This window comes from Hymenobacter antarcticus, assembly GCF_039539545.1.
In the GTDB taxonomy this organism is placed as follows: Bacteria; Bacteroidota; Bacteroidia; order Cytophagales; family Hymenobacteraceae; genus Hymenobacter; species Hymenobacter antarcticus.
The window spans coordinates 12,815-39,166 of sequence record NZ_BAABDI010000034.1; the positions used below are offsets into that span (position 1 = coordinate 12,815).

The following is a 26,352-nucleotide window of genomic DNA, read 5'->3' on the forward strand; positions in this document are numbered from 1 at the left end:
ACCGAAGTAAATGCACAATCAGGTAGGCGGAGTACCGGGCAACCATTGTCAATTGCTAACCTGGCAGCTTCTTCAAAAGCAATTTCGACCGTAACCCGGCAGGTAGATAAACCCCGATAATTCAATGCACTCACTACTGTTGGCAACAGGTGTACAAGGTAGTGATAGGGCCTGCAAAATGCTGCTTAACTACAGTGCAATCCAGCGCTTAACAGGATTATGGCCTAAAGCAGCAAATCACGGGTTTTACATGAATTCAGGCTAAATCCAAGTAAACTGACTAGATAAGGGGGCAGGCTAATGTTAGCGTAACAAAAAAACTTGTAATACCTTGCTGCCAGATTACTCCATTCCAGAGTGCGTTTTTTTTCTTTTTTCCCACCTTACTCACATTTCACTTTTTTACTCACCACTTTCACTTGTACATGAAACACTTTTTTTTCATGGTCGTCTTACTGATGACCTGCCTGTTGCAGCAGGCGGTTGCCCAAGACAAGTCCGTGTCCGGTCGGGTCACAGACGGGTCGAATGGCCAGGGCTTGCCCGGCGTAACGGTGCTTGCCAAAGGCACTAAAATCGGTACGGCGACCAACGCCGAAGGCCAGTTTACCCTGTCCGTACCGGCTTCAACTACCACCCTCCAGTTCAGCTCGGTAGGGTACAAAAGCACTGACCGGGATGTTACCTCCGCCTCGACGGTGGATGTAACAATGGCCGTTGAGGCTCGCAACCTCGATGAAGTAATTGTAACGGGCCTGGGCACGAGCATTGCCCGCTCCAATGCCGCTAACAACGTGGCCTCCATCTCGGCCGATGAATTGGTGGGCCGCACCCGTCCCTCCACGGTGGACGGGGCTATGTACGGCAAGCTTTCGGGCGCCGTAATCACGCAGAACAGCGGTGCCCCCGGTGGAGGTATTTCGGTGCAGCTGCGCGGTCCTTCGTCCATCAACGGCTCTTCGGAGCCGCTGTATATCATCGATGGGGTGTACGCCAACAACAACTCCTATGACTCAGGTCGTGGAGCTGCTGCCTTCAGCAACGCCGGTGGTGGCCGCCAGGACGGTGCCACCAACCGCCTCTCCGACATCAACCCCGACGACATCGAAAACATCGAAGTGCTGAAAGGGTCCTCTGCCGCCGCCATCTACGGCCAGCGCGCCAACGCCGGTGTTATCATCATCACCACCAAGAAAGGCCGCGCCGGCCAGACCAAAATCAGCGTCCGTCAGGACTTTGGCGTTACCAGCATCCTGCGCAAGTTTGGCTATTCGGATTTCACCCCCGAGAAACTGGACGTGTACTACGGCCCTGGCCAAGACGCCGATGACCAGAAAGTGTTGCTGGCTGCTGCTAAAGCTTCGGGTAAAATCTTCGATTACGAGAATGAGCTGTATGGCAACAAGGGCTTTCTCTCGACTACTAGCGCCAATATTTCCGGCGGCGGGGAGCGCATCCGCTTCTTCGTTTCGGGCTCGCGCACCGATGAGGCCGGTATCCAAAAAAAGACGGGTTTCCAGCGCAATAGCGTGCGGGCCAACGTGTCGACGGATATCACCAAGAACTGGGACTTTGCGCTGAACTCGAGCTATACCAACTCCAGCAACCAGCGTGGTTACTCCAACAACAACAACAACGACGCTTCCATCCCGTACCTGGTGGCCATCACGCCGAGCTACGCCAACCTGTTCCCCGTGAACGGCAAGTACCCTGACAACCCCTACGCCAATGAAAACGCGCTGGCCTTGCGCGACCGCGGCATCAACAACGAGAACACCAACCGTTTCCTCGAGTCATTCACCTCTACGCTCTACTTGTTGCGTCAGGAGAACAGCTCGCTGCGTTTCGCTGCTTCGGGTGGTATTGACTTCGCTCTGACCGACGCCGAATTGTACCTGCCCGAGGACTTGCAGTCGCAGGTTCGCCTGGCCAACCCCGGCGCTTCGCGCTACAGCAAAACCAAGCAGCTGAACACCAACCTGCAAGGCGTGCTGATTTATAACCTGCAGCTGGGCAAAGTGGGCCTGACCACCTCGGTGGGTACCACCCGCTTCACCCAGGACGTGGACGGTTCCTTCGTGCAAGGCGAAGGCTTGGTGCCGACCCTGCGTAACCCGAACCGGGCCACGCGCCAGACCTTCGGTGAGTCCTTCTCGTCAAGCGTCGACTTGGGCTATTCTATTGGCCAGGAAGTAAACTTTGCTGACCGCATCATTGCCCGTGCCGGCGTTCGCGCTGACCAAAGCAACCTCAACGCCGACCCCAAGAAGAAGTACTACTTCCCCAACGCTTCGTTGGCCGTAAACCTGAGCAACTTCGACTTCTGGACCTTCAAAGACCAGGTGAACCTGTTCAAAGTACGTGCTGCTTACGGCGAAACCGGCGGTGTACCCGGCTTCGGCTCGTACTTTACGCCTCTGAACACAGTGGTAATCGACGGCCGCACCGGCCTGCGCAACATCACTGCCGTGGGCTTCGACCGCGTGGCTCCCGAGCGTGCCGCTGAATTGGAAGGTGGCATTGACCTCGCCTTCCTGAACAACAAGATTACCTTGGAAGCCACCGTGTACCGCAAGAAAGTAACCGACTTGCTGTTCAGCTACGCGCTGGCCCCTTCGACCGGTGTAGGCGCCATCTCGGCCTTCCCCGTGGGCGACCTAGTCAACAAAGGCCTGGAAATTGGTCTTGGCGTACTGGCCATCGACCGTCCGAACTTCCGCTACCACCAGCAGACCCAGTTCTTCCTGAACCGTTCGGAAGTAACGCGCCTCACGGTGCCTACGCAGGCTGCTGGCCCAGGCTTCGCCACGCTCTTCGGCCGCAACTACCTGGCCCTGGGCGAATCGCCCACGCGGTGGTTCGGCAACCCGGTAGTGGGCGGTTTCCCCACTCGCTACCAGGAATCGCAGCCTCAGTACCAGATGACGTTTGCGAACGATTTCACGTTCTTCAAGCACATCGACCTCTCGTTCCTGATTCACGTGAAGCAGGGCGGCTACAACAGCACCCTGACCCAGAACGCCTACGACCAGGGCGGTACTTCGCCTGATTACATGGAGCCCATCACCCTGGCCGACGGTACCCGTTCGTTCCTCGGCTTCGAGCGCTACAACGGCGACCTGAGCAACACCTCGTCGAACTACATCCAGGACGCCAGCTACATGAAGCTGCGTGAAGTATCGCTGTACTATTCCTTCACGAAGGACCAGCTCGGTGCCTCGATGGGTAAGTTCGTGCAGCGGGTTAAAGTGGGTGTTTCGGGCAACAACTTGGTGCTCGTAACCCCCTACAAAGGCGGGTTTGACCCGGAAGTGTCCAACTTCGGCAGCCGCCCGGTGGGTGGCAACCAGGACTTGTACGCCTTCCCGAGCGCGCGCCGTATGTTCCTGCACTTGAACTTTGATTTTTAAGCGCCCGTTCGGCCCCTACAACCCTTCAAGCTAACCTCAAAGACCATGAATAAAACTTTTATCCGGGCACTGCTGCTGAGCGGTGTCGTTGCTTCCCTCTCGGGATGCAGCTATTTTGAAATTAACAAGCTGGAAGACCCCAACTTCCCCACGCTGGCATCGGTGTCGAGCAATGCTACCAAGCAGCAGATGGACTTCCTGGCCTCCGGGACGTTCTCGGATATGCGGACCAACGGGGACGGTATCGTGTGGTACCACCAGCTCACCGGCATCATCGGCCGCGAAGTTTATGTGCTGGCCAACTCCGACGGTCGCTACGTAACGAACCCTCTCGGTACGGCTCCCTTCGACAACAACAACTTCCTGAGCGGCCGGTACTTCACCACCTACTCTTCAGCACGCCGTACGGCCCGTATCCTGGTGGCTTCGGCCAACAACACCAGCTCAATAACCGAAGAGCAAAAGAACGGCTACATCGGTTTGGGCAAAACGGCTGAGGCTTACGCCATGCTGGTGCTATCGGACCTGCAGTACGAGAACGGATTGCGCGTTGAGGTAACCAACGAGCAGAAGCCGGGCAAGATTCAGCCGTACCCCGTGGTGCTGGCTGCCATCAAAACGCTGCTCAGCGACGGCGACGCGGCCTTGGCAAAAGCGGGCACCACGTTGGCCTTTCCGGTTCCCAGCGGTTTCGCGGCGGGCACTGCCGGCGCTTCCTTTAACACGGTGGCGGGCTTCCGGCAGTACAACCGGGCCCTGGCGGCTCGTTTGGCCATTCGCTCCAACAACTATGCAGATGCTTTGGCCGCTATTACGGCTGCTGGCAGCTTCTTCAGCAATGACGCTCTGCCCGTAACGGCTGGTCCACGCTTCAATTACTCGGCTACGGCCGGCGACGCCGTGAACCCCTTGTTCCAGGCTCCCAACGCGGCTCTTTCGGTGACCACGGTGGCGCACCCCACGTTCCGGACCGACATTCGCACCGGCGACACGCGCATCAACAAAATTGCTGCTCGTACTACCCGCCTGTCCCGTCAGGGCCTGAGTAGCAACGATGACGTGGTGCTGTACCCCACGCAGACTTCCCCTATTCCGGTTATCAAGCGGGAGGAGTTGTTGCTGATTGCCGCCGAAGCCAACGCCAACACCAGCAATTTGCCTTTGGCCATCACGCAAATCAACAAAGTGGGCACGGCCTATGGCTTGCCAGCTTACACGGGTCCGATAACTGTGGCTGCTGTGATGGAGGAAATCCTTTATCAGCGTCGCTATTCGCTGTTCTTTGAAGGCCAGCGTTGGGTTGACCTGCGTCGCCTCAATAAGCTCGACAAGTTGAACGTACCCGGCACCAGCCTGCCTGAGAAACTGAGCACTGGTCAGCAGACCATCGTGCTGAAACAACTGCCGATTCCTTTCCAGGAAATCGCCTGGGACCAGGCTAATCCTCAGTAATTAGCTTTTGCCGCAAGGTAAATAAAAAGGCCACCCATTCGGGTGGCCTTTTTTGTGTTCTCACCGCTAGGCAGAAGCTACTGCGGCTCAGCTCCGCATCAGAAACCCCTTGATAAACTCATCCAAATCCCCGTCCAGCACATTCTGCACGTCGGTGCGTTCGATGCCGGTACGGAGGTCCTTGATGAGCTTATAGGGGTGTAGCACGTAGTTGCGAATCTGGGAGCCGAATTCGATGCGCTTCTTGGTGGCTTCCACCTTGTCGCGCTCGGCGTGCCGCTTGTCCATCTCAATCTGGTAGAGGCGCGATTTGAGCATGCGCAGGGCGTGCTCCTTGTTCATGAGCTGGCTGCGCTCAATCTGGACGGCGATGATGATGCCGGACGGCGCGTGGGTGAGGCGCACGGCGGTTTCCACCTTGTTCACGTTCTGCCCGCCCGCGCCGCCGGCCCGGAAGGTATCCCAGGAGATGTCGGCGGGGTTGATGTCGATGACGATGGTGTCGTCAATTACGGGGTAGGCAAATACGGACGCGAACGAGGTGTGCCGCCGCCCGCTGCTGTCGAAGGGCGACATGCGCACGAGGCGATGAACCCCGATTTCGCTCTTGAGGTAGCCGTAGGCAAAATCACCATCTATTTCGAGCGAAGCCGATTTGATACCCGCCCCTTCGCCGGGCTGGTAGCTGATTTGCTTCACGCCAAAGCCGTGGCTTTCGGCCCACATGATGTACATGCGCATGAGCATTTCGGCCCAGTCCTGGCTTTCGGTACCGCCGGCGCCGGGGTTGATATCGATGATGGCCGACAGCTGGTCCTCTTCGTCGGAGAGCATGCGTTTGAACTCCAGCTGCTCCAGTTTCTGGAGCGTGGCGTCGTAGTCGGCCTGCATTTCGGCCTCCGGCACGTCGCCCTCCTTGTGGAAATCAAACAGGACTTCGGTATCAGCCAGTGCCTGCTCTACGGCTTCGTAGTCGTCGGTCCAGGTCTTGATGGCCTTGACTTCGCGCAGGGTGGTTTCGGCGGCTTTCGAGTCGTCCCAAAAGCCGGGAGCGGTGGTTTGCGCCTCGGCGGCGGCTATTTGGGCTTTGCGGGTATCGTAGTCAAAGATACCTCCTCAGGGCCTCGGCGCGGCCCTTCAAGTCCTTAATCTGGTCTTGGGTCATGGTGGGGGATAGGTGAACGGATAATCGGGAAACCGGCGGCGGTGAAGCTGCCACCAGGAGATTACCAAAGCGCGAAAGTACCGAATTCTGACCCGGCACCCGGCTTTGGTTCTGGTCGTACCTTTACAGTAGGTCCGGAAATAGTCGGTAGCTCACTTCCTGATGGGCTGCGTCCGGCTTTCTCCCCTGTCGCTTCAGGCACGGATAAGGAACGGCCGTTGCCCTGTATCGGACTGACCACAAGCAACTGATTATGACAACTGAGGAGCTAAAACGAGATTTTGAGTCGGCGCACATCAAGCACGTGCATTTTAAAAGCAAGCTGCGCTCGTTCCTGTTTGGCAACGGCGGTGCCGAAGGCCCCCTGCGCGACCCTGAGCAGTGCAGCCTGGGCCAGTGGATAGCCAGCCGGATGCGCGGCGCGGGGGCGTATGCCCACTTGCCAGAAGCCCGACAGTTCGACCGGCAACACGTTCTCATTCATCGGGAAGCCAACCGGCTAATGGATTTGCACCTCCTCGGCCAGAGCAGCGAGGTTAGCGCTGGTTACGTCCCGCTACAGGTAATTGCCGACGAAATGGCGACACTCCTCCAAACCATGGAGGCCAGGCTGCGTACGCAGGCACACTAAATGCGCAACGCCATCTTATCTGCATGAAAATAACCCTCACCACGAAGCTGTTTGCCGGGTTTGTGCTGTTGCTGGCGCTTTTTGCCGTGGTGGTGCTATTCTATTATCAGCTGGCGGGGCAAGTGTTGACCAATTCGCGCAAAGTGGAAGCCTCCCAGCGGGTATCGAACAGGGCCATTACCCTACTGCGGCACATCGGGGATATGGAAACGGGTTTCCGGGGCTACCTGCTGATTGGTAATGAGCAAACCCTGGTGCCCTATTACGATGGCGAGCGGAACCTGATTGGCCGGTTTACGCAGCTGCGCGGGATGATGGACAGTGCGCCTGAGCAGATTCAGCGTCTGGAGCAGGCCCAGCGGCTGTTTCGGCAGTGGGAGAGCTACAGCCACCTGATGATATCGGAAAAGCGCGAAGCCCGCCGCCGCAATCCCCGGCAGTCGGGCCTCGACGCGCTCCCGCACCGCAGCTTAACCGAAGGCCTCACGGGGAAGCAGATAATGGATAATATCCGGAGCCGGCTGACGGCGTTCGAAAACTCGGAGGGCGTGGTGCGCAAGCAGCTGCGCCAACGGCTGGACGACAGCATTCAGCGGGCCAAGTGGCTGTCGGTGGCGCTGGCCGTATCAGCCTTGGTGCTGGGCCTCCTGTGGGCAATATACATTGTGCGCATCTTCTCTACCCGCCTCAAAAGCATGTTGGAGCTGGCCCGGCGCATGGCCGATGGCGACTACACCACCCAGATTGTCGACACCAGGCAGGACGAAGTGAGCGAGCTCACGGCAGCCCTGAACGTGATGGCTCGCACCGTAGGGGCCAATATCAATCAGCTCGAAAGCCGCAACCAGGAGCTTGACCAGTTTGCCTACGTGGTTTCGCACGACCTGAAAGCGCCCCTGCGCGGCATCGAAAGTGCTTCGCGCTGGATTGAGGAAGACATGGGCAAAGACCAGCTGCCCGCCCATATTCGCGAGTTTCTGGGACTGATGCGCCAGCGCGTGCACCGCATGGAAAAGCTTATCAGCGGCATTCTGGACCTGGCCCGCGTGGGCCGCGTGGCCCAATCCGACGAAACGGTATTCGTGCGAACCCTGCTGCGCGAGATTATCGACACGCTGAACCCCCCCGAAGGCTTCCAGGTGGAGCTGCCGTTTTTCCTGCCCACGCTCACCACCAATGCCGTTCAGCTCCAGCAGGTGTTCACCAACCTCATCAGCAACGCCCTGAAGTACCACGACCACCCGGCCACGGGCAGTGTGCACATTGGCTGCGACGATGCCGGCGAGTTCTACCAGTTTTCGGTAGCTGACGACGGCCCCGGCATCGACCCGGAATATCACGACCGTATTTTCATCATTTTTCAGACCCTGACCGAGCGCGACACCCTCGAAAGTACCGGCGTGGGCCTGGCCATCGTAAAAAAAATAGTGGAGCGCCAGGGCGGGCGTATCTGGGTCAAATCGGCGCAGGGACAGGGCGCTAAGTTTATTTTTACCTGGCCTAAGCAGCCCCCCAAAACCAAGCCCATCGGCGCGGGCATAGCCGCCAAGCCCGCATCTACCGTACAGATGCCAAATTAAGACCCGCTCACCGCGGTTTGTCGCGGGCATATTCCCGCTATTGCCAATTGCCAAGCCTATGTCCGCCGACTATCCCACGCCCAGCATTCTGCTCGTGGAAGACGACCAGATGGACGTTATGAACGTGCAGCGTGAGCTGCGCCGCAACAACATCAACGTACCGCTCATTCATGCCCGCAACGGGAGCGAAGCCCTCAAAATGCTGCGAGGCGACGACGGGGAAACGAAGATTGCCAGGCCCAGCCTGGTGATGCTCGACATCAATATGCCCCGTATGAATGGCCTGGAGCTGCTGGAAACATTACGTTCGGACCCGGAATTCGTGGGCCTTAATGTTTTTATTATGACGACTTCTGACCTGGAATCGGACCGGTTGAAAGCCCGGGAGCTGGCCGTGAGCGGCTACATTATCAAGCCGCTGAGCTTTGATACCTTCGGCGAGGGAGGAACCAGTATCGATGGCTTTAGTCTGTTCCTGGACCTGCTGAAGCTGAAAGACTAGGCCCCCGGGCGCTTTTGGTAAGCTCACAGCAGCCGGAAACTCATGCGATGATGGGGGCTGGGCCCGTGCGCCCGGATGGCCGCCCGGTGGCGCTGCGTAGGGTAGCCGGCGTTTTGCTCCCAGCCGTATTCCGGGTATTCGGCGGCCAGGGCCTGCATGTAATCGTCGCGAAACGTTTTGGCCAGCACCGAAGCGGCGGCGATGTGGCGATAAAGGCCGTCGCCTCCCACAATGCACGAATGGTCGAAGCCCGCCAAGGGCCGGAAGCGGTTGCCATCTACGGCCAGGTGCGTGGGCACTACGGCCAGCGCCGCCACGGCCCGGTGCATGGCCAGGTAGCTGGCCTGCGCAATATTGAGTCGGGTAATTTCTTCCTCCGAAGCCTGGCCGACGGCCCAGGCCACGGCCTCGGCGCAGATAATGGGGCGCAGGGCTTCGCGCCGCTTGGCGCTGAGCTGCTTGGAGTCGTTGAGGAAGGGCGGATTAAAATCGGGGGGCAGGATGACGGCGGCCGCGAATACGGGCCCCGCCAGGCAGCCGCGCCCGGCTTCGTCGAGGCCGGCCTCCAGGGCCTGGCCGGTGTGGGTGGCTAAGAGCAAATCGGGAGAGGAATAAATAGAAATGGAGGAACAAAGAACCCGCAAAAAAGCGGCATTCTTTGTTCCTCCATGCTACAGAGGCCTTGTGCAGGCTGTATCAGGCCTTAATGGCGGCCGGCGGTGCTACCTTCATCGGTGGGGTTGGTCTCGCCCCGGCGCTGACCCTGGCTGTCGCGGGGGCCTTCGTCGATTTCGGTGTCCTCGTCGGTACTCACGTATTCGTTGGTGGTAGGGCCGAGGCCCTGGATATTCTGAGCCAGGTCGGCTTCGGCCTGGGCATGCTTGAGGTTGAACAACGGGTCGTGCTCGTTGGGGGTAGGGTTTGGCTTGGAGTTGGAGGGCGATTTGGCCATGAAACAGGTGTCGGACGGAATGTAGGCGACCGAACGATATTGGTACGGCCCGATGCGCTTTAAGGTTAAAAGCGGCAGCGCCGGACAGCCCCAAAAACTGCCCGATTAACCAGCACCTGCCCCGCGCAAACTAGTCCAGACGCACAAAAAAAGGCCGCTACCCAAGGGCAACGGCCTTAAAGTGGCGGGTCTGGCTTAGAGGTGTCTACCCCACCTTTTCAGCCAGAGCGCCGCCGCACGAGAGGTCCTTCCTTTCCACATTTCCAGCCCGTGCGGGGGTACTTATGATTCAAATGTACTACAGCCTTTAAGCAGGCGCAATAGTTTTTTGATAAAACCGCTGATTTCGTCGGTCAACGGCCCTGATGGCTCGGTGGATGGCGCGCTAGGGCCGGCCAGTAGAGCGGTGGCATCCGCCGGGCTGTGTACTTTTACGCGCATCATCAGTCCTGTTATTACGCCTATGCTCCTGCTTTCTCCCGACCCTGATTTTGATGAAACCCACAACCCATGGCAAACCCTCGGCACGGAAGTAAAGTATCATAATGCCTGGATTTCGGTGCGCGAAGACCAGGTGCTCAACCCCAATGGCGGGCGGGGCATCTACGGGGTGGTGAGCATGAAAAACAAAGCCCTGGGCATCGTGCCCGTGGATGAGGACGGTAATACCTGGCTGGTGGGCCAGTACCGCTACCCGTTGAACGAGTACAGCTGGGAGATTCCGATGGGTGGGGGACTGCTGGAGCACGACATTCTGGCATCGGCCCAGCGCGAGCTGAAGGAGGAAACCGGCCTGACCGCCGCCCGCTGGACGCGCATTGCCCGTCTGCACACCTCCAACTCCGTGACCGACGAGGAAGGCTTCGTATTCCTGGCCGAGGACCTGACCATGGGCGAGCTCGAACCCGAAGAAACCGAAGACCTGCGCCTCTGGAAACTGCCGCTGGCCGAAGCCATCCGCATGGTGATGGACGACCGCATTACCGATGGCGTGAGCGTGGCCGGCCTGCTGAAGGCCGAAAAGGTGCTGCAAAGTCGCCCGCCGGCCCCAACCAACCCGCAACGGCGCTAACTTTGCGGCTATGCGCCATCTGCTTCGTTACCTTAGTCAGCGCCTGTACACCGTTTGGGCCGTTTTCTGGTTCATCGTGCCGTTTGTGCTTATCTATCCGTGGCAGTGGTTTTTTAGTCGGCGGCCCAACGGGGGCGGGGTGGTGCACAGCCTGAACCGGTTCTGGTCGACGTTCTCCATTACCATGTGGGGCATGCCCGTGCAAGTGGTGCGCGAAAGTCCGGGCCCCAATCCGCGCCCCTGCGTGTACGTGGCCAACCACGGCTCGTACGTCGATATCATGATGCTGTTCAAGTATATACCGGGATTTCTGAACATGATGGGCAAAGCCTCGCTGGCCCGCGTGCCGGTGTGGGGGCCACTTTTTGGGCGGGTCTATATCACGGTGGACCGCGCCAGTGCCGTGAGCCGGGGCCGGGCCATGGTGGCCGCGCGCCGCAGTTTGGCCGCCGGCCAGAGCATTGCCATTTTTGCCGAGGGCCGCATTTCGCCCACGCCCGGCAAGGAACTGTTGCCCTTGGTAGACGGCGCTTTTCAGATGGCCATCGAGGCCGGAGTGCCCCTGGTGCCCGTGGGCATGCCCCTGAACCACATGTTTATGCCCGACGTGGAAAAGGACCTGCGGGTGCGCTTCCACCGCCTCAAAATTGTTTTTCACCCGCCCATTTCCACCGCCGGCCTTACGCTGGCCGACATTCCGGCCCTGAAAGAGCGCGTGGCGGAGCAGCTGCGCGGCGATTTCCTGCCGGAAGGAGCCGTGAAACCCGGCCCCAGCACCTGGCGCCGCCCGGCGATAGCTGCCCCCCAGCAGCAGCCGAAGTCCGTCAACTCCTAACTCTCAACTTTTAACTCTCAACTCATCGCGTGAGTACTGACCTTGGCACCCTGCGCGGCCTGGCCCATCTGGCCCGCCTCGAATTTGACGCTACCCGCGAGCAGCAAATGCTCGGCGACCTGAATAACATCCTCGACTTTGTGGCTCAGCTCGAAGGCCTGGACACGACCGGTGTGGAGCCGCTAGTGCATCTCTCGGAGGAAATCAACGTGTTGCGGGCCGACGAGGCCCGCAACACCGTGAGCCACCAGGATGGCCTGCGCAATGCCCCGCGCAAGGACTCGGACTATTTCCGGGTGCCCAAAGTGCTGGAATAGTCAGTGACGCCTGCTGTACTGAACCGCATTGGGCGGCCCGGGGTGCTGGCCGTGCTGGCTACGCTAGCCGTGGCGCTGGCCGTATTTTATTATTTCACCGGCGAAGGCAGCACCCTGCCCATTCAGCTGGTGCCGCACCTACAGGCTATTCCGCTCACGCTGGGCGAAGTGGCGGCTGGCCCGGTACGTCTGCCGGTGCAGGCCAGCGGCTTTATCGTGACGCTGACGCATGATGTAGCGGGGCCTTTCACGCAGCCCGTGGCGGCGAGCGTGTTTCTGGTGCTGCTGGCGGTGCTGCTGGCGGGCTGGGTGGCTGTGGCCAGCACCTTGCAGCGCACGGCGTTTGTGGCGAGCATGGTGCCGGTTATTTTCCTGCTGCTGTCGCTCAATACGGAGTCGCTGGGCATTTTTAACACCAACGAGCGGTACTTTCTGTACCTGATGCTGGGCTTGATTGGGGGCGCGGGGTTCGCGCTGCACGCCTTCGCCGAACACCTTTCGCTTACTACCCGATTTGGTCTGGTCGGAACTGTGGTGACAGTTCTGAGCGGGCTGCTGTTTGCCCAAAGCCAGCTCCCGGCCTCGGAAACCGCGCTGCAGCTGGCTGCCTATGCTACTCCGGCCGGCGCGGTGCTGGTGGCGGTGTTGGTGCTGTGGGTAGGGGTGGAGAATATCCGGGCGCTGCTCTGGTTCAATTCGCAGGCCGAGCAGCCGGGCAGCCGGTTTGGGCTGGGGCCATTTCTGGCGGCCAGCGGGCTGTATCTGGCCGTGGTGGGGCTGTATGCCTGGAACAACGGCACCTTGCAACTCTGGCCCGGCCTGAGCCTGGACCCGCTGGTGCTGCTGCTGCCGGCCGTGCTGGCGGGTGGCCTGGGCTTGCGGCTACGCGCCCCCAGCTACGCCGGCGTGCTGCCCTATGCCCGCGGCGCGGCGCAGCTCTACCCGTTAGTGGTGATGGGTGCGGCCGGGGCATTGGGCTACGCGTTTGCCACGGCCAATACGCCGCTGCTGGTGGCGGCCCGCAGCTTCACGGGGCTGGCGCTGGCGCTGGTGGGCGGGGCTTTTTTGCTCTATATATTCATTAATTTTTCGCCGCTTATCCGGCAGCGGCTGCGGGTATACCGGGTAGTGTTTGAGCCGCGCCGGCTGCCGTTTTACACCGTTTATATTCTGGCAGTGGGTGGCTTGCTGATGGTGCAGGCGCGGCTGGATTTTCCGTTGCCCGACCAGGTGCGGGCCGGCCAGTACAATTACCTCGGCGACCTCACCCGCCAGCAGAGCGAGGCCGCGCCCGATGACCTGGCCCTGGCCGGCCTGGCCGAGCGCTACTACGCCGAGAGTGGCGACGTGCTCTACCGGGCCAACGTACACGCGCAGTTTGGCCGGGCGGCCCTCTACCGCTTCCGGCAGCAGCGCCAAAACGAGATAAATGCCCTGCGCCGCGCCTTGGTGCGCGGTCCGAATGAGAAGATTTTCCTGCGCCTGGCCACGCTCTACAATGCGCCCGACGACCTGTTTGATGGTCTGGATATTCTCCGCAGTGGCCTGAAGGCCCAGCCGCGCAGTGCCGCCCTGGCCGGCGACCTGGCCCAGCTATTCACCCAAACCTCGCTCACCGATTCGGTGGCCCATTACCTGGATAAGGCGGAGCAGCTGGCCCCGGGCAACTACGCCAGCCGGACCAATCAACTGGGCTTCCTGCTGAGCCAGAACCTGCTGGCCGAAGCCCAAAAGCTAACTGCTAAAGCTCCCCTGAAAACCGACGAGCCCGGCGTGGTGAGCAACCATATGCTCCTGCAGTTGCAGGCCGCGCCGCTGCCCGGCGCTACGCCCAGTATGCCAGCCGTGGCGGCGCTGCAACTGGACGCGGCCAGTTTTGCCCAGCTCTACCACGGCGTATTGCTGGCGGTGGCCCGCTACCCCCAACAGCTCACGCCTGCTCTCCTCACGCGCCTGAGCCAGCTCGGCAACGAGCCTGCCAATGCTGATTACTACGAGCAGCTGCTGTTTCTGCAGGCGCTGGCCCGCCACACGCTGGGCCAGGAAGTGGCGGCCCGCCAGTTGCTGGTGCCGCTGGCCAGTGGCACTTCGGGCACGGCCGCCTACTATCAGCAGCTGCTGGGCATGTGGCAGATACAGCAAGGGCAGTATGCCGCTGCCGCCGACCAACTGGTCTTCGCGGCGGCGCACGGCGCGCCGCAGGCCCCCGAAATGCAGGCGTATGCATTGGTCTTAAGCGGCCAGACTGATTCGGCGCGAGCGGTTGCGGCGCGGCTGCTGGCTTCTGCCGACTTGGGACAGCGCGAGCAGGGCCGGCGGGTGCAGCATCAGCTGGCCGTCGGTTCGCTGGTAGCCACCACTTCCCCGGTTGGGCGCATCGGGGCCGACTGGCTGGCTCAGGCCCGGCAGGCTGAGCAGCAGAACAACGCGGCGGCCGCTACCAAAAGCTACCAGCGCATTGTGCGCGAAGCTCCGTTCAATGAGGCCGCAATTGCGACGGCGGCGGCGTTCTACACGCGCCGCCGCAACTTTCCTGCGGCCTACGAAGCCCTGCGGGCGGGGCTCGACGAAAACCCTCGCTCCTCCGGTCTGTTGAGTGCCTACGTGCTGGCGGCTGCCGATGCGGGCCTCACCGAGTACGCCGTCGAAGCCCTGGCGCAGCTGCGCCGGCAGCTTCCCGCGGCGGCTTATGCTACTTTAGCAGCCGATTACGCCGCCCACCAGGCAGCCCGGGCGGCCGCGTCGGCATCTTTCTCCGAGGCTCCGGCCCCTTCTCCTCTGCAATAAGTCCCCCTACGCCATGAGCTCAAACGTTATTGAAACCACCGACATCGCCAAAACCTACGTCATGGGTGCGGAGGTGATTCACGCCCTGCGCTCGGTGAGCATCCAGATTGCGCGTGGCGAATACGTGGCCTTTATGGGCCCGTCGGGCTCGGGCAAATCCACGCTAATGAATATCGTGGGCTGCCTCGATACGCCCAGCAGCGGCCAATACATCCTCAATGGCCAGGACGTGAGCCGCATGAGCGACAACGAGCTGGCCGAAGTGCGGAACAAGGAAATCGGCTTCGTTTTCCAGAGCTTCAACCTGCTGCCCCGGGCCAGCGCTTTGGATAACGTGGCCCTGCCGCTCATCTACGCCGGCCTCAACAAGCGCGACCGCACCGAGCGCGCCGTGGAGTCGCTGCGCTCGGTGGGCCTGGCCGACCGCGCCCATCACCGCCCCAACGAGCTCAGCGGGGGCCAGCGCCAGCGCGTGGCCATTGCCCGGGCCCTCGTGAACAACCCCAGCGTGTTGCTGGCCGATGAACCCACCGGTGCTCTGGACTCCAAAACCAGCCACGAAATCATGGACCTGTTCGAGGCGCTGCATTCTAAAGGCAACACCATCATTATGGTGACGCACGAAGAAGATATTGCCCGCTACGCCCACCGCATTGTGCGCCTGCGCGACGGCCTGGTGGAGTCCGATGAGCGAAATGCTCAGGTTACCACGCACGCCGTTGCGGCCCACTAATCTGAACAACTAGCGGCTGTTTTGGTAGAGAGAGCAACTACTGTTCAACGAATCTGAAAGATGAAGATTTACACCAAAACCGGCGATAAAGGCCTTACCTCGCTAATTGGCGGCACGCGGGTGCCGAAAAGCAGCCTGCGCATTGAGTGCTACGGCACCGTGGACGAGCTGAATTCCCACATTGGCCTGGTGCGCGACCAGGATATCAACGCCACCCGCCGGCCGCTGCTCAAGGAAATCCAGGACCGGCTGTTCACCATCGGCTCGGCGCTGGCGGCCGACCCGGACAAGTCGAAAATGAAGCTACCCGACCTGCACGCCGAAGACGTAACGCTGCTGGAAGACGAAATGGACCGCCTGAACGCCGACCTGCCGGAGCTGCGCGCCTTCATTCTGCCGGGCGGGCACCCTGCCGTGAGCCACACGCACGTGGCCCGCTGCGTGTGCCGCCGCGCCGAGCGGCTGACCATCCACCTGGGCGAAGAGTCCTTCGTGGCCGAATTGGTCGTAGTGTATCTGAACCGCTTATCCGACTTCCTTTTCGTGCTGAGCCGCGCCATGGCCCACGAGCTGGGCGTGGAAGAAGTGACCTGGAAGGCACGACTTTAAGCCTGATTGGGTTATCGGGAATATGATAAAACGTCATGCTGAGCGCAGCCGAAGCATCTCTACCGTGCAAGCGAATAATTACTACCACACGCGAGATGCTTCGGCTGCGCTCAGCATGACGTTCTTGTTTTTTTAAAATACTTTTTACCCACACTGCTCTCATCCTCCGTACTCGGAAAATCCCACCCACGCGTACCCGAAACCGATACCCTATGATAGACCTGCTCCCCATTCGCACGCAGCGCACCACGGACTCCCGCCTGGATACGCTCGATGCCGACCACCTCGAATTCGGCAAGCTGTTTTCCGACCATATGTTTGTCGTGGACTTCCACGATGGCGAATGGCAGGACGCGCAGATTGTGCCCTACGGCGATATGACTGTGAGCCCCGCCAACTCGGCGCTGCACTACGGGCAGGCCATTTTTGAGGGTATGAAGGCTTACCCGCAGGCTGATGGCGGCGTGGCCCTGTTCCGGCCGCTCGACAACTGGGCCCGCTTCAACACCTCGGCCGAGCGCATGTGCATGCCCCCCATCCCCGAGGAGCTGTTTATGCAGGGCCTGCGCGAGCTGATTCGCCTCGACTCGGGTTGGGTGCCCACCGGGCCCGGTGGCGCGCTCTACATCCGGCCGTTCATGTTTGCTACCGATGGCTTTATCGGCGTGCGGCCTTCGGAGTCGTATCGCCTCATGATTTTCACCTGCCCCGTGGGCCTGTACTACAACAAGCCCCTGCGCGTGCGTTTCGAGCAGAAGTACGCGCGCTCGGTCGAGGGTGGCGCGGGCTTTGCCAAGAACGCCGGCAACTATGGCGCGGCCATGTACCCCACCAAGCTGGCCCAGCAGGAAGGCTACAACCAGCTCATCTGGACCGATGCCTCGGAGCACCGCTTCGTGGAGGAGTCGGGCACGATGAACGCCATTTTCGTGATTGACGGCCGCGTGGTAACGCCGGCGCTGAGCACGTCCATCCTCGATGGGGTGACGCGCCGCAGCGTGCTGGCCCTGGCCCGCGACATGGGCCTGACCGTGGAAGAGCGCAAAGTGAGCAGCGTGGAAGTGATGGAAGCCCTGGCCGCCGGCAAGCTCGAAGAAGCCTTCGGGGCCGGCACCGCCGCCACCATCGCGCCCATCTGCACCATCGGCTACGAAGGCCACGACTACGACCTGCCCGTGGTGGGCCCCAACGCCTTCTCGAAGCGCGTAGGGGCCGCCCTCGACGCCATTCGGAGCGGCGAAGGTGCCGACGTGCACAACTGGATGGTGCAAGTGTAGGGATAAAAGCAAACAGACCGTCATGTCGAGCGCAGCCGAGACATCTCGCTCGGAGTAGTAACTCAATCGTTTAACGACGCACGCGAGATGTCTCGGCTGCGCTCGACATGACGTTTTAGCGTGAAATCAGAAAAAGCCGCTTCACTCCGAAGCGGCTTTTCTTTTTTGCCCCACCTTTGCACCGCCAAGCGAATGTCGCCCCGCCGATTCATTCACCCATTCGCTCATTCACTCATTCACCCATTGCAGTAATGTCCGTTTCCCTGAAAACCGTTACCCTCAACGACACGCACCGCCAGCTGGGTGCCAAAATGGTGCCTTTCGCCGGCTACGACATGCCGGTGCGCTACTCTTCCGACCTCGATGAGCACCACACCGTGCGCCGGGCGGTGGGTATTTTCGACGTGTCGCACATGGGCGAATTCCGGCTGCGTGGCCCCCAGGCCCTCGACCTGATTCAGCGCGTGACCAGCAACGACGCCAGCAAGCTCGCCGATGGCAAAGCCCAGTATTCCTGCCTGCCCAATCACGACGGCGGCATCGTGGATGACCTGCTGGTGTATAAGCTGGCTGATGAGGATTACCTGCTGGTTGTCAATGCTTCCAATATTGAGAAGGACTGGAACTGGATTCGGCAGCACAACACGCAGGGCGTGGAAATGGAGGATATTTCGGACCGCACCAGCCTGTTTGCCGTGCAGGGCCCCAAGGCCATTGCCGCCCTCCAGCAGCTCACGGATGTGGACCTAAGCAGCATTCCGTACTACTCCTTCGTGCAGGGCAGCTTTGCCGGCGCGCCCGATGTAATCATCTCGGCCACCGGCTACACCGGCGCGGGCGGCTTCGAGCTCTACGTGCCCAATGAAAGCGCCGCCCTGGTCTGGGATAAGGTGATGACGGCCGGCCAGGCCTACGGCATCAAACCCATCGGCCTGGGCGCGCGCGACACCCTGCGCCTCGAAATGGGCTACTGCCTCTACGGCAACGATATTGACGACGCTACTTCGCCACTGGAAGCCGGCCTGGGCTGGATTACCAAGTTCACCAAGGACTTCACCAACTCCGCCAATATCAAAAAGCAGAAGGAAGCCGGTGTGAGCAAAAAGCTGGTGGCCTTCGTAATGGACGGTACCGGCATCCCACGCGGCCACTACGAATTGATGGACGCCGACGGCCAGAAAATCGGCGACGTGACCAGCGGCACGCAGTCGCCCTCGCTCAGCAAAGGCATTGGCATGGGCTACGTGAAAACGGAGTTTGCCGCCCCCGGCACCCAGATTTTCGTGCAGATTCGGGGCAAGAACCTGCCTGCCACCGTGAGCAAGCTGCCGCTCACCAAAGGCACGGAGGAATAGACTGATAACGGTCAGTGATTAACGGTTAGTTGTTGGTCACTGACCACTAACCGTTAATCATTAACCACTGAAAAGTGCCCAAACTAGATATTTGCTTCTCGCCCGAGCTGCTGCCGCTGTACGACCTGAGCGGCAAGGTGGCCGTAATCGTGGATATTCTGCGGGCATCCAGCACCATCGTCACGGCGCTGGGGGAGGGGATAACCCACGTTTTCCCGGTGGCTTCGCTGGAAGAATGCACCGCCTACGGCCAGGAGCACGGCTGCCTGACCGCCGCCGAGCGCGACGGCCTGCCCGCGCCGGGCTTCGACCTGGGCAATTCGCCTTTTGGCTTTCTGGATGCGGCGCGGCCGATGCGGGGCCGCGCCCTCACCATCAGCACGACCAACGGCACGGCGGCGTTGCGTCGTTCGCTGGCGGCCGAGGCCGTGGTGGTCGGCGCGTTTCTGAATCTGGCTGCCGTGGCCGATTTTGCCAGGCAGCAGCAGCGCGATGTGCTGGTAGTGTGTGCCGGCTGGAAAGGCCAGTTCTGCCTCGAAGACACCGTATTCGGCGGTGCGCTGGCTGCGCGCCTGGCTCCGGATTTCGACGTGCGCGGCTCCGATGCTACGCTGGCGGCGCTGCATCTGTGGCGGCAAGGGCAGGCTGACTTGTCGGCCTACCTGCTGCAATCAGCCCACGTGCGCCGACTCAATTCATTGGAAGCCAGCCAGGATTTTGAGTTCTGCCTGCGGATTGATGCCTACGCCAATGTGCTGCCCGTGTGGGAGAATGACCGGCTGGTTGACGCTGCGCTTAATTAGGAATGAGCAACGAAAGAACGTCATGCTGAGCCTGCCGAAGCATCTCTACCTCAATAGTAAATCAATTACTCGCGCGGTAGAGATGCTTCGGCTCCGCTCAGCATGACGTTTTTTCGTTGCTCATCTTAGTTTCTCATTATCCTGATGCCGCTGGCTGTCGCGCTGAGTCTTTTTGGCCAGGTTGCGGGTCATGGCCTCGGTGAGATTGACGCCGGTTTGGTTGGCCAGGCAAATGACGACGAACAGCACGTCGGCCAGCTCGTCGGCCAGCTCCCGGCCTTTGTCGGACTCTTTGAACGACTGTTCGCCGTATTGCCGGGAGATGAGCCGGGCCACTTCGCCTACCTCTTCGGTGAGAATGGCCATGTTGGTCAACTCATTAAAATAGCGCACGCCGGTGGTGGTTATCCAGGTATCGACGGTTTTCTGGGCTTCTTCGATGGTCATGTTGGTCGAAATAAGATGGTATGGAAATGCCGGGTTCAGGCCGGCGAATCAAGTACGATGGTCACCGGGCCGTCATTGACCAGGCTCACCTGCATGTCGGCCCCGAAAATACCGGTGGGCACGGGCTGGCCCAATTCGGCGGTCACCATGGCCACGAATTGCTGATACAGCGGCTCGGCCACGGGCGGCGGGGCCGCGCCGATGTAGCTGGGGCGGTTGCCCTTGCGGGCATCGGCCAGTAGCGTGAACTGGCTCACCACCAGAATCTGGCCGCCGGTATCCTGCACGCTGCGGTTCATCTGGCCGTTGTCGTCGCCGAAAATGCGCAGCTGCACCAGCTTGCGGCACATCCAGGTGAGGGCGGTGGTGGTATCGGTGGGCGCAAAGCCGGCCAGCACCAGCAGTCCGGGGCCAATCTGGCCCGTAATCTGGCCCTCGACGGTGACCTGGGCTTCGCGAACGCGCTGAATAACAAGACGCATAAAGAGCAAATGGGAGGAGGATAAACGGGGGAAAATCTTAAACTGGCCGTGCCGAACTTTGCGTTTGCCAGCTCCCAGCCAATCCATGCCTTTTTCTGACGCCACAAAGAACGAATATCCTGCTGTGAACCGATTGCCGTGGCTGGTGGGAGCGTTGCTGGTAGTGGCCGGGCTGCGGCTGTGGCGCCTCGCCGAAGCTGGCCCGCCCGACTACGACTCGGCGCACAACTGGCAGATAGTGCAGGCGTTGGCGCGGGGCGATTTCAGCCAGCTGTTTCACCACGGCAGCCCGGGGTTTTATGTGCTGTACGCGCCCGTGGGCTTGCTCACGCGCAGCTTTTTGGCGTTCCAAACCATTAATGCCCTGCTGGGAGTGGCCGGGCTGGGGCTGTTTGCGGCCTGGGTAGCTCGCCGGGCCGCGCTGACCGGACTGGAAACGGCGGGCCTAGTGCTACTAGCCGGTACCGGGCTGCTGCTCACGTTTTCGGGCCGCGATTTTACGATGGCCTCGCTCAATCTGGTGGTGTATGCCGGGCTGCTGCGGAGCCATTTTGCGCGGCTGCACCGCCCCACGCCGCACGCCTGGCTGCGGGTGGTGGGCTGGCTGGCGGCGGGTCTGTGCCTCGACTACAAATTCCTGTTCACCCTGCCAATCTTAGTTGTGCTGGAGGTGTGGCAAGCCGATGGCTTGTGGCGGCGGGTGTGGGGCCGGGCGCTGCTGCTGCTGGCGCTGCCCTACATCGCATTCGGGGTGGTGGGGGTGGCGGCGGGGCAGCCGTGGTATCGGTGGCTGGGGTTTTATGTGCGCACGGTGTTTCCCAGGGCGGCCAACGTGGCGGGCCGCCAAAGCACGCTGCACCTCGATTTGGGCTATTATTTCCGGTACCTCACCCAGTTCGAGTCGCCGCTGCTGCTGGCGGGGCTGGCGGGGGCTGTCTGGCTGGTGTGGCGGCAGTGGCCCGGCTGGCGCATGGCACGCGCCCAGCCACTGCCGCTGACGTGGTACCTGCTGGTGTGGGCCGGCTGCCTGCTGGCGGGCATGTCGCTGCTGATTAAAGCGCCGCGCGGGCTGCTGTTTGCCTATTTGCCACTGGCGGCGCTGGCCGTGCTCAGCGGGCGGCGCCTGCTGCCGGGCTGGGCGCTGGCGGCTGCGCTGCTGGCGGCTGGCGGGGTGAATGTCTTTCGCATTCAGCAAGCCATATACGCGCCGCTGCCCACCCAATACCCGCAGGTGGCCGCCTGGCTGCGGCAGCACGGCGCTACCAAAATAGCCAGCACGGTAGGGCAGGGCCTCGCGCCGTACCTGTCTAAAAACCAAACCCTAGTCGTCATCACCGATGAGCGGCAACTGGCTGGCCTGCGCGCCCAGGGCTACCAGTACGTGCTGCTCGACGGCTACTGGCGGGTGGCGGGCGTGGCTCGGTTCGACTCGCTGCGGCGACAGCCATCCGTGGCCGCCTGGTCCGCCCCGCAGCTGCACCAGCCGCTGCTGTTTCTGGAGCATTCCGAATTTACCGGCCTGAGCTACGATGCCACGCTGGCGGCCAGTCGAGCCGCTGCGGCCGATAGCCTGCCGTTGCGCCTGTACCGGCTACGCTAAGCGTGCGGCGGGTACAATTGCTCAAGTTGGCTGCTACATTTCCTGATGGCCGCCAACGCAAAAGCCCCCGTAGCGGCCTACTATCGGATAGTAGGGCCACTGCGGGGGCTTTGAAGGCAAGGTTGAACTATTGCGCCGTGCTGGGCAGGCTGTTGACGTCGATGGTCGGAATGCTGGAGCGGTAGGCTCTGTTGAGCGCCGCAATAAAAACGTTGGCCAGCAAGGCGTTGCCTCGGGGCGTCAGGGAAACGTAGTCCAGCGAGAAGACGTTGCCGCCCACGGGTTCGATGGAGTAGTTCACGCCGGCCACTGAAATCCCCTTGGCTACCTGGCTGAACAGAAAGTCGTCCAGGTTCAACGTGCTGGCTTTTTTCGCAGGCGTGATGATGGGTAGCTTATACACGGTGCTGGCGAGGGTTCCCAACGTGGTATTATAGCTATCCACAATGGCTTTGGCAAAGCTCAACTCCCGCGAATCCAGCACATCCTCATCCCGTAGGGGGTTGCGAATGTCGCGGCCGTAGGGCAGCATCAGGATAGTGGTTCCCACCTGCACGGGCGTGCGCTGGCCGATACGCACCAGGGCCGTAGCCAGCACATAATCATCATCGGTAATGCGCTGCGCCGGGCCTGGGGTTTGGCCCGGAGAAACAGGTTCCGTAATGTAAATATTGGCCGTATCGCCGAACGCGAGCCGCAGCCGCGCTTTCAGGGCTTCGCCCTTCCCCAGCCGCAGGATGGGGAGTGAAGTCAGGGCCGGGAGAGTGGCAATAATACCCCGCTGCCCGTTGGCCGTGAGGCGGTCCAGAATTTTTTTGGAATTCTGGGTCAGGCTGGTCAGCAGGAGCGAGCGGTTGGGTAGCCTTGGGTCGTCGAGGCCCCCGCACTGCCCGCCGCTGCGCACGAAGGGCAGCAGGTCATCGAGCCCCTGGAAATAGGTGAAGAACGTGGACGAAGGCGCGGCCGCCGCCACCACCTGCAGGTACGAGCGGGAATCGCCGGCTGGCAGCAGGCGCTCGAAGTAGGGATTGAACGCCGCGCCGGGCGTGGCCGAAGCTTCATTACCCAACCCAGTGGTTTCAAGCTGAGAAAGAAGCAGGCCGGGCACGCCCAGGTTCTGGGGCAGGGCGCTGGCCGTGGCGCTGCGCGTGAGCAGGCGCACGGTGTCGGCACCACCACAGGCGGCGGGGTTGATGACCTGGCGCCGCACGGCCTGGCCGGCCACGCGGCGGCTGCGGGCAAAGCCAGCCGGGGTAAAGTCAACCAGAGCGGTGTAGCCCGAGCCGCTGCCGGTTTCCAGCAGCGGCTGCGAGAACACGGCCTCGGGCGAAGCCAGGCGAAGCTGCCGGGCCAGCAGGTTCGGGAACGAGTACTCCTGACTGGCGCGGGTGAGGCCGCCGGCGCTCAAGCCGGCCGTGTAGCTGTCGCCCACGGCCAGGTAGCGGCTCACGTCGAGGCTCACGGTGGGGGCGGGCGCATCCTGGCTGGGGGCGCAGGCATTCAGCAGCACGGCAGTGGCTACCACACCGGCACGGCTCCACGAGTTCAGGTAAAAAATCTTCATCGTAAAAAATGAAATCTGTGCGGTAAGAGGATTGAGTAAAAGGCCGCAGCAGCGAAATCCGGAGGCTTAAGTCCGCTTTCTCACTGCCGCCACCGCTCTACTAAAAAGCCAGCGAGACGCCCACCGAAGCGGTGTTGGTGGCCGTGCGGTAAGTGCCGCTGATGTTGGCCACGTTCGCGTTGGTTTGGGTGGCGCGGGCCGTGCGCAGCTGGCCGTACTCGAAGGCATAGCCGGCTTCGAGGGCGATGAGCGACGTGAGCTGATAGCTCAGGCCGGCCGAGGCCCCAAGGCGGTTGGCGTCGATAAACTCGGGGTTGATGTACTCGTCGCGGATGGGCGTTTCGTCGTAGCGCAGGCCGCCCAGCACGGTCAGCTTATCGCTCACCCGGTAGTCGGCTCCCACCCGGAACTGGAGGGCGTCTTCGTAGCGGCGCGACGTATTGATTTTGCGGGCCGGGGCCGCGCCGCTGGCGGCCACGTCGAGCCGGAGCGAATCGAGGGTGCTCCAGCCGCTCAGGGTGAAGTCAAACGTGATGAGCAGCTTCGGCGTGATGCGGTCGGCGATGCCCACTGAGAGCGTGCTGGGCAGGTTAAACTCCGTGTTGACCGCAGCGGAGGCCGGGTTCAGGGCCGCGTCGCGGGCCGGCACGCCGACATTGGTGAAGGTGCCGTTATCCATTTTCAGCTTCACCCCGCTGCGGTAGCTGATGCCGAAGGCCAGGTTGTCGCCGGTGCGGCCATACAGGCCCAGGTTCACGCCCAGGCCCGAACCGCTGCTGCTGAGCTGCGCCTGCGCGGCGGGGTCGTCGTACTGGCCCAGGGCGCGGTTCTGGGTGTATTTGCCAAACGCGTATACGAAGCCCACGCCGGCGCTGAAGTTGTCGTTTAGCTTGATGCCGGCGGTAGGCTGCACGAACACGGTGCTGAGCTGGCTTTCCTGAATCACGGCGCGGCCTTCCCAGTTGCCGGGCCACTTGGTGTGGTAGCCGTAGGGCGTGGTCACGGCCAGGCCCACGCTCACGCGCTTGCCGACGCCGCGGGTAGCGTAGAAGTAGCCGCCGGGCTGAATGGCCAGCTCCTGGTCGGTGCGCTGGTAGGTGTCCTGGCCGATAAACGAGGCCCGCCGAACCTGGCCCATGCCGCCAAAGCTGAGGCGCGTGAGCGAGTCGCCCCACTGGGCCAGCAGGCCGGGGTTGGTACTCAGGCCGGCAATGCTGTTGATGTAGGCGGTGCTGGCTCCACCCAGGCCCAGCACCCGCGCCCCCTGCGGGCCGGTGTCGAATCCGCTGGCCGCAGCCGTCAATCCACAGAAGACAGGAATCAGAAAAAGAAGAGGTTGGCGCATACGGGCGGTTTTGCGGAAAAAGTAGCAGACAAAAGTACACAGCCGGCGGGTAGCGGCGCGGGCCCATAAGCGGGAGAAGAAGTCAACGGTGCATTTTAGGCTGTGTGAGGGCTTAAAGCTGCTTTAAGTAGTTAAGGATAAATAATCGACACGAATTTGAACGTCATGCTGAGCGCAGCCGAAGCATCTCGCGTGTAGCAGTAAACCAATCGATTGAGTTACTACCACACGCGAGATGCTTCGACTTCGCTCAGCATGACGTGCTTTTTTTAGTGACGATTATTTAGGCACTACTACTTATTAAATAGTAGCCTGTGGCAAGTCTGTAAAATAGAGTTGGTCAGCGCTTCACGCCCAGGCTATCGAGCCGGTGCTGGTAGCGGCGGGCGTTGCGCTTGTGCTGGGCGTAAGTTTCGGCGAAGTCGGAAAAGCCGCTGCCATCGGGCCGGGCGCAGAAAAACAGGTTTTTGTTGTGGGCCGGTTTGAGTACGGCCAGCAGCGAGCCGGGCAGGGGTGTAGTGATGGGGCCGGGCGGCAGGCCCTTGTGGCGGTAGGTGTTGTAGGGCGAATCCACTTTTTTGTCCACGTTCAGCACGCGTTTGCGGGTGCCCAGGCCGTGCAGGGGCCAGAGCAGGGTAGGGTCGGCTTGCAGGGGCTGGCCGTTGCGCAGGCGGTTGAGGTACACGGCAGCGATGAGCGGCTTGTCGGTGGGCTGAGCAGTTTCGCGCTGCACGATGCTGGCCAGTACGCTCACCTGGGTGCGGGTCATCCGGAGCGAATCGGCCCGGGCCTGCCGCTCCGGCGTCCAGAACCGGCGGTAGCGGGCGGCCACCGAATCCAGCAAAGCCGGGGCGCTGGTGTTCCACAGCAGCCGGTACTGGCCGGGGATGAACAGCGTGCGGATAGTGCAGGTATCGAGCCGATAGCGGCTTTGCAACCCGGCATTGTCACCGAGCAGCAGCTCCAGCTTGAAGGAATCGGTTTCCAATTGCCGGCTCACCTGGCGCGGCAGCCGGTCGAGGTAATGAAACGGCTTCAGCTCGAACCGCACGGTGTCCTGCCGCCCGAATAGCAGCATTTTGACCAAATCGATATTGCCCATCGCCGGGTCGAGCCGGTAGCGGCCGGGCTTTACGTGGGCCGGGTAGTCGTGGTGTTCGGCCACCCAACGGAACGTGGCGGGCTCCCGCAGCAGCTGGTATTTCTGCAGCGAGTCGAGCACCGCCGCGTAGCCCGTGCCGGTACGGATGTAGAGGTAGGCCGGGCCTTCGGCAAAGGTTGTGACGTTGGGGCGGTAGGCGATGCGCCATACGGCATAGCTGCCCGCTGCAAAAAGCGCCAGCAGCAGCAGGAAGTAGGGAAGCAGACGGCGGATGGGCTTGGGCAAAAGAGTTGAAGCGGCTGGAAGAGTAAAGTTAGGACGACGTGGGCGAG

General features: G+C 61.3%; 23 protein-coding genes. 15 read left to right on the forward strand and 8 right to left on the reverse strand.

Annotated features, from left to right (window positions below; all coding sequences use genetic code 11):
* The first annotated feature begins 425 nt into the window (after nucleotides 1-425).
* Nucleotides 426-3,410, forward strand: coding sequence for a SusC/RagA family TonB-linked outer membrane protein (locus ABD819_RS18400; protein ID WP_345126638.1), 2,985 nt, complete (start codon nucleotides 426-428; stop codon nucleotides 3,408-3,410).
* A gap of 45 nt (nucleotides 3,411-3,455) precedes the next feature.
* The gene (locus tag ABD819_RS18405) at nucleotides 3,456-4,862 is read left to right on the forward strand and encodes a RagB/SusD family nutrient uptake outer membrane protein (RefSeq protein ID WP_345126640.1); all 1,407 of its coding nucleotides are present in this window, start codon (nucleotides 3,456-3,458) and stop codon (nucleotides 4,860-4,862) included.
* 87 nt (nucleotides 4,863-4,949) lie between these two features.
* On the opposite strand, the gene prfB is transcribed toward ABD819_RS18405, so the two are convergent.
* Nucleotides 4,950-6,027, reverse strand: a protein-coding gene (prfB, locus tag ABD819_RS18410) for a peptide chain release factor 2 (RefSeq protein WP_345126643.1) whose coding sequence is annotated in 2 segments (ribosomal slippage) — nucleotides 4,950-5,966 and nucleotides 5,968-6,027 — 1,077 coding nt in all. Because the reading frame shifts where the segments join, the coding sequence is not laid out codon by codon here.
* A gap of 253 nt (nucleotides 6,028-6,280) precedes the next feature.
* Here prfB and ABD819_RS18415 point away from each other — a divergent pair.
* Genes ABD819_RS18415 through ABD819_RS18425 form a run of 3 tightly spaced genes read left to right on the forward strand, consistent with a single transcriptional unit; the run spans nucleotide 6,281 to nucleotide 8,740 of the window.
* Nucleotides 6,281-6,658: a CZB domain-containing protein gene (locus tag ABD819_RS18415; protein ID WP_345126644.1), complete on the forward strand. Its 378-nt coding sequence runs from the start codon at nucleotides 6,281-6,283 to the stop codon at nucleotides 6,656-6,658.
* A gap of 23 nt (nucleotides 6,659-6,681) precedes the next feature.
* Complete coding sequence (locus ABD819_RS18420; RefSeq protein ID WP_345126646.1) at nucleotides 6,682-8,238, forward strand: sensor histidine kinase; 1,557 nt, start codon at nucleotides 6,682-6,684, stop codon at nucleotides 8,236-8,238.
* A gap of 58 nt (nucleotides 8,239-8,296) precedes the next feature.
* Complete coding sequence (locus tag ABD819_RS18425; protein WP_345126649.1) at nucleotides 8,297-8,740, forward strand: response regulator; 444 nt, start codon at nucleotides 8,297-8,299, stop codon at nucleotides 8,738-8,740.
* Nucleotides 8,741-8,763: 23 nt separating this feature from the next.
* Here the strand turns inward: ABD819_RS18425 and ABD819_RS18430 are convergent, their stop codons facing one another.
* Complete coding sequence (locus ABD819_RS18430; protein WP_345126650.1) at nucleotides 8,764-9,339, reverse strand: ribonuclease HII; 576 nt, start codon at nucleotides 9,337-9,339, stop codon at nucleotides 8,764-8,766.
* A 104-nt stretch (nucleotides 9,340-9,443) separates the two neighbouring features.
* Complete coding sequence (locus tag ABD819_RS18435; protein ID WP_345126652.1) at nucleotides 9,444-9,692, reverse strand: hypothetical protein; 249 nt, start codon at nucleotides 9,690-9,692, stop codon at nucleotides 9,444-9,446.
* A 463-nt stretch (nucleotides 9,693-10,155) separates the two neighbouring features.
* On the opposite strand from ABD819_RS18435, the gene ABD819_RS18440 reads away from it, so the two are divergent.
* The 9 genes from ABD819_RS18440 to ABD819_RS18480 all read left to right on the forward strand — a co-directional run bounded on the left by ABD819_RS18440 (nucleotide 10,156) and on the right by ABD819_RS18480 (nucleotide 19,480).
* Entirely contained in the window at nucleotides 10,156-10,764 is a 609-nt protein-coding gene (locus tag ABD819_RS18440) for an NUDIX domain-containing protein (protein ID WP_345126653.1), read from the forward strand.
* Nucleotides 10,765-10,774: 10 nt separating this feature from the next.
* Nucleotides 10,775-11,599, forward strand: a complete 825-nt coding sequence (locus ABD819_RS18445) for a lysophospholipid acyltransferase family protein (RefSeq protein ID WP_345126655.1) — start codon at nucleotides 10,775-10,777, stop codon at nucleotides 11,597-11,599.
* Between the two features lie 29 nt (nucleotides 11,600-11,628).
* Nucleotides 11,629-11,916 carry an Asp-tRNA(Asn)/Glu-tRNA(Gln) amidotransferase subunit GatC gene (gene gatC, locus ABD819_RS18450; protein WP_345126657.1) on the forward strand — a complete coding sequence of 96 codons (288 nt, stop codon included), beginning with the start codon at nucleotides 11,629-11,631 and terminating at the stop codon, nucleotides 11,914-11,916.
* A gap of 3 nt (nucleotides 11,917-11,919) precedes the next feature.
* Nucleotides 11,920-14,703 (forward strand): tetratricopeptide repeat protein, encoded by a 2,784-nt coding sequence (locus tag ABD819_RS18455; protein ID WP_345126659.1) that lies wholly within the window; start codon nucleotides 11,920-11,922, stop codon nucleotides 14,701-14,703.
* A gap of 13 nt (nucleotides 14,704-14,716) precedes the next feature.
* Nucleotides 14,717-15,436 carry an ABC transporter ATP-binding protein gene (locus ABD819_RS18460; RefSeq protein ID WP_345126660.1) on the forward strand — a complete coding sequence of 240 codons (720 nt, stop codon included), beginning with the start codon at nucleotides 14,717-14,719 and terminating at the stop codon, nucleotides 15,434-15,436.
* A gap of 60 nt (nucleotides 15,437-15,496) precedes the next feature.
* Complete coding sequence (locus tag ABD819_RS18465; RefSeq protein WP_345126662.1) at nucleotides 15,497-16,045, forward strand: cob(I)yrinic acid a,c-diamide adenosyltransferase; 549 nt, start codon at nucleotides 15,497-15,499, stop codon at nucleotides 16,043-16,045.
* Between the two features lie 212 nt (nucleotides 16,046-16,257).
* A complete protein-coding gene (locus tag ABD819_RS18470; RefSeq protein ID WP_345126665.1) occupies nucleotides 16,258-17,322 on the forward strand; it encodes a branched-chain amino acid aminotransferase in 1,065 nt (354 codons plus the stop codon).
* Nucleotides 17,323-17,573: 251 nt separating this feature from the next.
* Nucleotides 17,574-18,677 (forward strand): glycine cleavage system aminomethyltransferase GcvT, encoded by a 1,104-nt coding sequence (gene gcvT, locus ABD819_RS18475; protein WP_345126668.1) that lies wholly within the window; start codon nucleotides 17,574-17,576, stop codon nucleotides 18,675-18,677.
* Nucleotides 18,678-18,751: 74 nt separating this feature from the next.
* Nucleotides 18,752-19,480, forward strand: a complete 729-nt coding sequence (locus ABD819_RS18480) for a 2-phosphosulfolactate phosphatase (RefSeq protein WP_345126670.1) — start codon at nucleotides 18,752-18,754, stop codon at nucleotides 19,478-19,480.
* 120 nt (nucleotides 19,481-19,600) lie between these two features.
* On the opposite strand, the gene ABD819_RS18485 is transcribed toward ABD819_RS18480, so the two are convergent.
* Both ABD819_RS18485 and dtd read right to left on the reverse strand, forming a co-directional pair.
* Nucleotides 19,601-19,927 carry a nucleotide pyrophosphohydrolase gene (locus ABD819_RS18485; RefSeq protein ID WP_345126673.1) on the reverse strand — a complete coding sequence of 109 codons (327 nt, stop codon included), beginning with the start codon at nucleotides 19,925-19,927 and terminating at the stop codon, nucleotides 19,601-19,603.
* A 35-nt stretch (nucleotides 19,928-19,962) separates the two neighbouring features.
* Nucleotides 19,963-20,409 carry a D-aminoacyl-tRNA deacylase gene (dtd, locus tag ABD819_RS18490; RefSeq protein ID WP_345126675.1) on the reverse strand — a complete coding sequence of 149 codons (447 nt, stop codon included), beginning with the start codon at nucleotides 20,407-20,409 and terminating at the stop codon, nucleotides 19,963-19,965.
* An 85-nt stretch (nucleotides 20,410-20,494) separates the two neighbouring features.
* On the opposite strand from dtd, the gene ABD819_RS18495 reads away from it, so the two are divergent.
* A complete protein-coding gene (locus ABD819_RS18495; RefSeq protein WP_345126678.1) occupies nucleotides 20,495-22,009 on the forward strand; it encodes a hypothetical protein in 1,515 nt (504 codons plus the stop codon).
* A 127-nt stretch (nucleotides 22,010-22,136) separates the two neighbouring features.
* Here ABD819_RS18495 and ABD819_RS18500 read toward each other — a convergent pair whose 3' ends face one another.
* From ABD819_RS18500 to mltG, 3 genes are all read right to left on the reverse strand, one after another.
* Entirely contained in the window at nucleotides 22,137-23,573 is a 1,437-nt protein-coding gene (locus tag ABD819_RS18500; RefSeq protein WP_345126681.1) for a hypothetical protein, read from the reverse strand.
* Nucleotides 23,574-23,673: 100 nt separating this feature from the next.
* Nucleotides 23,674-24,918 (reverse strand): OmpP1/FadL family transporter, encoded by a 1,245-nt coding sequence (locus ABD819_RS18505; protein ID WP_345126684.1) that lies wholly within the window; start codon nucleotides 24,916-24,918, stop codon nucleotides 23,674-23,676.
* A 340-nt stretch (nucleotides 24,919-25,258) separates the two neighbouring features.
* A complete protein-coding gene (mltG, locus tag ABD819_RS18510; RefSeq protein WP_345126687.1) occupies nucleotides 25,259-26,305 on the reverse strand; it encodes an endolytic transglycosylase MltG in 1,047 nt (348 codons plus the stop codon).
* Nucleotides 26,306-26,352: the final 47 nt, after the last annotated feature.